At 62.1% G+C, this 5,459-nt stretch carries 12 protein-coding genes; 7 read left to right on the top strand and 5 right to left on the bottom strand.

All coding sequences use genetic code 11. From position 1 onward, the window contains the following. Positions 1-279: 279 nt before the first annotated feature. A complete protein-coding gene (locus tag EOA33_RS22555; protein WP_189363045.1) occupies positions 280-591 on the bottom strand; it encodes a hypothetical protein in 312 nt (103 codons plus the stop codon). A gap of 390 nt (positions 592-981) precedes the next feature. Here EOA33_RS22555 and EOA33_RS22550 point away from each other — a divergent pair, with 390 nt between their 5' ends. From EOA33_RS22550 to EOA33_RS22520, 7 genes are all read left to right on the top strand, one after another. Further along, positions 982-1,191: a hypothetical protein gene (locus EOA33_RS22550; RefSeq protein WP_126055374.1), complete on the top strand. Its 210-nt coding sequence runs from the start codon at positions 982-984 to the stop codon at positions 1,189-1,191. A gap of 347 nt (positions 1,192-1,538) precedes the next feature. Further along, complete coding sequence (locus EOA33_RS22545) at positions 1,539-1,748, top strand: hypothetical protein (protein WP_127406628.1); 210 nt, start codon at positions 1,539-1,541, stop codon at positions 1,746-1,748. 68 nt (positions 1,749-1,816) lie between these two features. Further along, on the top strand, positions 1,817-2,035 hold the full coding sequence (locus EOA33_RS22540) for a hypothetical protein (protein ID WP_126055376.1): 219 nt from the start codon (positions 1,817-1,819) through the stop codon (positions 2,033-2,035). A gap of 173 nt (positions 2,036-2,208) precedes the next feature. Beyond that, entirely contained in the window at positions 2,209-2,409 is a 201-nt protein-coding gene (locus EOA33_RS22535) for a hypothetical protein (RefSeq protein ID WP_126055377.1), read from the top strand. A 354-nt stretch (positions 2,410-2,763) separates the two neighbouring features. Further along, entirely contained in the window at positions 2,764-3,102 is a 339-nt protein-coding gene (locus tag EOA33_RS22530; RefSeq protein ID WP_126055378.1) for a KTSC domain-containing protein, read from the top strand. Further along, entirely contained in the window at positions 3,102-3,401 is a 300-nt protein-coding gene (locus EOA33_RS22525) for a DUF1236 domain-containing protein (RefSeq protein WP_126055379.1), read from the top strand. Before EOA33_RS22530 ends, EOA33_RS22525 begins: the two co-directional genes overlap by 1 nt. 39 nt (positions 3,402-3,440) lie before the next feature. Next, entirely contained in the window at positions 3,441-3,686 is a 246-nt protein-coding gene (locus tag EOA33_RS22520; protein ID WP_127400000.1) for a hypothetical protein, read from the top strand. Between the two features lie 104 nt (positions 3,687-3,790). Here the strand turns inward: EOA33_RS22520 and EOA33_RS22515 are convergent, their stop codons facing one another. From EOA33_RS22515 to EOA33_RS22500, 4 genes are all read right to left on the bottom strand, one after another. Further along, on the bottom strand, positions 3,791-3,976 hold the full coding sequence (locus EOA33_RS22515; RefSeq protein ID WP_126055381.1) for a hypothetical protein: 186 nt from the start codon (positions 3,974-3,976) through the stop codon (positions 3,791-3,793). Next, on the bottom strand, positions 3,973-4,158 hold the full coding sequence (locus tag EOA33_RS22510) for a DUF3606 domain-containing protein (RefSeq protein ID WP_126055382.1): 186 nt from the start codon (positions 4,156-4,158) through the stop codon (positions 3,973-3,975). The genes EOA33_RS22515 and EOA33_RS22510 overlap by 4 nt, the downstream gene beginning before the upstream one ends. A 408-nt stretch (positions 4,159-4,566) precedes the next feature. Then, on the bottom strand, positions 4,567-4,767 hold the full coding sequence (locus EOA33_RS22505; protein ID WP_126055383.1) for a CsbD family protein: 201 nt from the start codon (positions 4,765-4,767) through the stop codon (positions 4,567-4,569). 482 nt (positions 4,768-5,249) lie between these two features. After that, the coding region (locus tag EOA33_RS22500) for a DUF2934 domain-containing protein (RefSeq protein ID WP_127406627.1) at positions 5,250-5,459 on the bottom strand (210 nt) is incomplete at its 5' end.

Genomic DNA, 5,459 nt, shown 5'->3' with positions numbered 1-5,459 from the left:
CCGCAGAGAGAGAGGAAAGCAGTACCAGACGCCTGTTCATGGCCGATCTCCGAATGTGCCAACACTCGCGCGACAGATGGGCAGTAAAGCGCGGCCGATCGGCTGTTACCGTCCCGATCGTCGGCACCCGAAGGCGATGTTCGCTATCGGAAGATGAACATTAGCGATGGCTAAAGGTTCCGCGCCGGCGGCGAAATAGCGAGCCGTGGCGATGGCGATCCTTACGATGGAAAAAGGCTCCGGCGTAGCATGCCGGAGCCTTCGTCCTTTTTCGACGCATCAGCCGCCGCTCGGAGCCGGCGCGGGGGCGGCCGGAGCCGGAGCCGCGGGCGCAGGTTCTGATGGCGCAGGGGCCGCTGGCGCGGGTTCCGAAGGCGCGGGCGCCGCAGGCGCAGGCGCTGACGGCGAGGATGCCGCCGGCGCCTCGACCTTGGGCGATTCGACCTTGACGTTGACGTCTTTGCTGCCGCCGCCATTGATGTTGATGACACCTGTGAAGACGAGCAGAACCACGATCGCCAGAATCGCGAGAACGACCGCGACAACCGTGCCACCTCCGCCCGAATTCACAACCGTTGGACCGTCAGCCATGGTTCTTCTCCTTACGATTGCACTGTCGAGAAAACGGGCGCGTCACGGCAACGTTCCGCCCCAGGGACCTCAGTCCCGGCAGCCGTGAGACTGAAGTCTCATCACCACGCGCAGAGGGCCGGTATGGTCGGTTTCAAGGAAACCGAAGCCTCGCCAACTCATTGGTAAGCGGACCACCGGACACGTCCCTTCTCGGCGGTCTCTGGGTGCCCGCCAATCATCGTTCCCGTGCTGGCGGGCACCCGCTCGCCTTCCTGTTCCTGGAACCCTGGCCCGCGCACTCGCGTGGAGTGACGAGCTTGTTAGTTGAGCCGGCGAAGGGAACGGAACCTCCTCAACAGCGTATGTTAGCTGTCGCCCAACCGGGCAAGCTGGCCAGAGTTTCCTGCAATGACCAAGGCATCGCTCCATCTTCTGAAAGGCGCAGGCTACCTGGTCTCCACGGCAAGCGTGATCCTGCTTGCGGTGGTGAGTTGGAAGAGCGCTTCGGAAAGCCCGCTGCTGGTCGCCTGCCTGCTTGGCGGCGCCGCGGCATCCATTGTCGGCATGTTCTGCCGCTGGCTTTCCTACGAGATCGAGAAACGCCGGGAAGGAAAATAGCATCCGTTGTCGGGCGCCGTCCGCAAAAAGCCCGCGCCACGGAGGGACCGATGGCGCGGGCCGGCCGATGTTTGCCCACCAGCCTGCGCGGGACGCCAAGCAGCGACGTCAGGCGCCAGACCTCAACCATTCGAAGCGGCTAATGTTCCAATTGCTCGATCGCGAGATCTGGCGACGTCGAGGCTATCGACGGCGCTCGTTTGCCGGCCAAGCGCCGCCCGGCGCTGGGTGAAATTTCTGGACCGCCCCTCACGATGCGCGTAACATCCCGTCAACGGCGATAACTGGCAAGGGCATCGCCGGCTGAGAGCGAGCATCGCGCTTCCGCCCCAATGGAGGAGGGAGCGTTGATCGAGCCCAAGAAATCCACCAGCGGCATCGCCTATCCGGATGACCTCTGCCTGTTGAAAAGGGCCTACGACCAGATATGCCTCGAGAGGGATCTCCCGGCAGGCTCGCCCGCGGCGGAGCAATTGGCCATCCGCGCCATGGAGTTGTTTGCGCACGGTATTTTTGAGGAAGAGGCCCTCTTGCAGGGGCTTAGGCAGCCCGCTTGAACGCTCGCTCACTTCACGGAACTGCGCCGACTGGCCATGCTCGGCCCTACCCGCTCGCAAGGACAGCCATGACCCCGCGATATCTCGACCACCTCCTGGAATGCCCCTATTGCCTGACGATCAAGCTGAGGATTCCGGCCGACGCGCAGCCGGACACGCGCATCGTCTGCGACGATTGCGGCGAGTTCCTCGGGCTGTGGGACGAGTTGCTGACGGACTTCGAAAGGCAGGGTGGCAACAACGGCGTCTTCCGCCTCGACAGGGGCCGCATCAGGCGCCTCGGCTGAAGCTGTCGCGATGCCCGGCTCCGCATAGGCCTTCATTCCTACAACCGCCGAGCCGCAGCGCGCGGAATGGAACGTTTCACGCAATTGCCAATTGGTGGACTCGCATGCCCTGCCGGGCGTTAGATTGGCGGCAGGCGAAGGAGGGCACGTCGCGAACAGGGAGGACGTAATCTATGGATTACGAATACGAGAAGATTCTACCCGACGAGCAGCCTTATGAAGTCATTACTTTTGCCAAAAAACACGGGTTGACGGTGCCGGCCGCGGATGCCGTCCTGTTCGCCAAGGGCCCGTCCCGGAAAGCGTGCGACGCCGCGGCATTGGCCTTCCTGTGCGCGGTGGCGCAATACGCCGACAGGCGATCGCGGCACTAACGCGCTCGCCGCATTAGGGGCGTGGCGAAGACCTGTCTCGCCACGCAAAGCGCCGCTGCGACGGCCGTTATCTCAAGCCGAGAAAACTCAGTATCGCGATGACTATGACGATGGCTCCAACCAGCCAGATGATGTTGTTCATGACATTCTCCTTCACCCGAGATGGGTGCTGGAGGGACAACATAAGCGCCAGCTAAAGGTTCCGGTCTAAGGCGCGGCGGCGGCGGGGCGGTGCGTCGTTCGCAACAAAACGACTTCGCAATCGTTTCTCATTCGCCAGACACTCTGGCTACTCCAGACCTTCTCCCGCCGGCAGCGCCGGCGGGTCTTTTCGCAGCCTTTGGCAAGGATGCCATGCCGTCGACCTCGATCCGAAAGACGGACTACGATACCCAGAGGCGGATCCTGCGCGTGTGGTTCGTGGGCAGCGGCAAATGCTACGAGTTCGAGGACGTGCCGCCGGAGACTTTTGCCGGTTTCCGGGCCGCCTTCGCAAAGGGCCGATATTTCAACAGCTACATCCGCAACCGTTTCCGCTATCGCTTGGTGGCCGCCGCTGGCGCGCCGGCGGCCATGCCGCCAATTCCGGCCGCAGATCCTTCTTCAGGGAACGTTCGCCTCTCACGGCAGTTGAGCTTCCAGCGCGAAAACAATGTCGTCTCGCGCCCGACTTCAATCCGTAGGAGGAAATGATGAGAATGCACTTTTCCGCAGCCGCCGCAGGGCTGTTGCTGCTCGCCGGTATCGGTGCGGCCGCCGCCGACACCGTGGTTATTGCGCCGGAACAGGAAACGGTCATCCGGGAATATGTGAAGAAGCAGCCCCTGGCTTCGGTCAAGCTTCCCGGCGTGGAGCTCAACGTCGGCACGGCCCTGCCCGATACGGTCGAGCTTTATGAAGTGCCCGATGTGAAATACCGCTACACCGTGATCGACAACCGGACAGTCGTCGTCGATCCCGACACGCGCACGGTGATCAAGATTATCGAATAAGATCGAGGTTCCGATTGAAGATCCGCCAGCCGACAAGGAGTGGCGGGTTTTCAACACGTCGAGGAGGCCGGGCCCACCTTCACTCTCGCCGGCGGCAAATATCCAACGATCCGCAAACGAACCAGAGTGTCCGACTTAGTCCCCTTAGAAAAGCGTCACGAAAACGATCGGTCCAAGGATCAGGCAAACACCCATTCCGATTGTAATGGCGATAGCCAGGCGTTCCGTTCGCCGGACAATCTCGGCCACCGCTTCGTCATCATCCGGGATGAGATCGAGGACTGAATTGTCCTTTGGCGCGGACGATTTGCGCCGGCTGACCGGACCTGTCGGTCTCCGCCGGCCAGGCTGGCAATCGGATTCCGGCCGACGATAGCGCAGCCTGGTTTTCATGCGTCTGCTTCCAGCCGCTCATGCTCCGCTTTCTGGTGCCAGATCACCTGGCGGAGGTCGCGCATGTCGACAGGCTGGCCACATCTGGGGCAGAGATAGAAATGGCATACCGGATATTCGTCCGGCGGGCTTCCGCGCCGGGTGCCTGTCAACGGCGGCCCGAGATCGGAAAGCTTCGTCATCCGCGCAGCTTCCTGGCTTGCCGCGCCAAGGTTTTCCGGTCATTGCCGTGCTCGCTTATCAACTCGCGGACCTCGTCCTGCGTGATGCGATGCTGCTTGGCAAAATACCTTACTTCGTAGTCGTCGTCGGCTGAGACGCGATCCCGGTCACGAAGGCCGCGGTTGCTCTTGTCGTCGGCCATCTGGATTTCTCCCTGTCGAATGTCGCTAGTTTCACTCTGACTAATATAAGCCGCGAGCCGGACCCCGGTTCCATGCAAGGGCCCGGAAGACGCCGGCTTTTGCTGCGCCGGCGGCAGACCGCCTTCACGAGCGAAGATGCAGATGGACTCAGCGAGAGGAGGTGTCATACCGCCCATCGAAAAGGGCGGCCCAGCGGACTCGGGGGGCGGGGCCGCTGAGCCTGACCAACGGCGTTTTTTTCGAGGGGGGTTAGCCGTTGGCTTGGCTACGCATTATAGCCCATTTTATTAGCATTAGCTAAATTTACCCTGCGGTCGGCAAAAGCTTTCCAATCGCGCAAGCAACCTTCGCGGCGCATAAAAACCCGCCGGCCGGAGCCGGCGGGTTGACCGCCCTCGAGGTCGCGTTCAGTGGAGTCGTCTCGACCATTCGTCGATCTGCCGCTGGGCTTCTTCCCTGGCAATGCCGTAGCGCTCCTGGATGCGCCCGAGAAGCTGATCGCGATTGCCTTCGATGCGGTCGAGGTCATCATCGGTGAGGTCGCCCCATTGCTCCTGGGCCTTGCCTCTGACCTGCATCCATTTTCCCTTGATCTGATCCCAGTTCATGACTGTCTCCTTTGCTCTCCAAAGGAAATGGCGCGGGCGCGACAATGTTCCCGATGCGCAAACGCCGGGTCATGACAGGCAGCGCAGCGGCACCAATCAAATGTGATGGAGGCCGTCCCGCGTTCCGATAGTCTACCGGCTGGCGCAGCGCAGAATTGCAACCGGGAGGACCGGCGATGCCTCATCTTCACATGAAGGGGGTCGATGTCGTCGTCGATCTCCTCGACGCGGCCGAGCATATCGACAGGCTCAGCGAGCAGGAGCTGAAGACGCTTCTTTTGGATGCTTCTGAAGCGGGATGTTCCCGCCGACGTCGCGAACCAGGACCTGCCCCGATATCTGATGCTGTGCCCCGGGAGTTGATTCTGTCGACGCGCGACGGCGCGCACTGGCCATCGCCCCTGCGATGCGGAAACGCCACGGGGTAGGACGGAATTGTCAGGCTCACAGCCGCCGCCGATAGCGGCGCGCAGCGTGGTTGTTCAGCCCTTGCCCGCCTTCGACTTAGCGGCCTTCGGCTTGGCGGCGGCAGGCTTTGCCGTCTTGGCGGCGGCGGCTTTGGCTGGCTTGGCGGCACCCTTCTTCGGCGCGGCCTTCGCTTTCGGCTTGGCGGCCTCGCCATCGATCTCGGCCGTGGCTTGGTCCCAATGCTGAATATCCGAGCCTTCGGGCCTGCCTGCCTGCTCCCAGAT

Origin of the sequence: Mesorhizobium sp. M4A.F.Ca.ET.050.02.1.1, from assembly GCF_003997725.1 — a bacterium.
Classification (GTDB): domain Bacteria; phylum Pseudomonadota; class Alphaproteobacteria; order Rhizobiales; family Rhizobiaceae; genus Mesorhizobium.
The sequence above is the reverse complement of the archived record's forward strand: the minus strand, read 5'-3'. Positions and strand labels throughout refer to the sequence as shown.

Excerpts from the sequence above, each read along its gene's own strand:
- EOA33_RS22525 (WP_126055379.1), top strand. The coding sequence starts at position 3,102 with ATGAGAATGCACTTTTCCGCAGCCGCCGCAGGGCTGTTGCTGCTCGCC.
- EOA33_RS22510 (WP_126055382.1), bottom strand. The coding sequence starts at position 4,158 with ATGGCCGACGACAAGAGCAACCGCGGCCTTCGTGACCGGGATCGCGTC.
- EOA33_RS22555 (WP_189363045.1), bottom strand. The coding sequence starts at position 591 with ATGGCTGACGGTCCAACGGTTGTGAATTCGGGCGGAGGTGGCACGGTT.
- EOA33_RS22550 (WP_126055374.1), top strand. The coding sequence starts at position 982 with ATGACCAAGGCATCGCTCCATCTTCTGAAAGGCGCAGGCTACCTGGTC.
- EOA33_RS22540 (WP_126055376.1), top strand. The coding sequence starts at position 1,817 with ATGACCCCGCGATATCTCGACCACCTCCTGGAATGCCCCTATTGCCTG.
- EOA33_RS22505 (WP_126055383.1), bottom strand. The coding sequence starts at position 4,767 with ATGAACTGGGATCAGATCAAGGGAAAATGGATGCAGGTCAGAGGCAAG.
- EOA33_RS22530 (WP_126055378.1), top strand. The coding sequence starts at position 2,764 with ATGCCGTCGACCTCGATCCGAAAGACGGACTACGATACCCAGAGGCGG.
- EOA33_RS22515 (WP_126055381.1), bottom strand. The coding sequence starts at position 3,976 with ATGACGAAGCTTTCCGATCTCGGGCCGCCGTTGACAGGCACCCGGCGC.
- EOA33_RS22535 (WP_126055377.1), top strand. The coding sequence starts at position 2,209 with ATGGATTACGAATACGAGAAGATTCTACCCGACGAGCAGCCTTATGAA.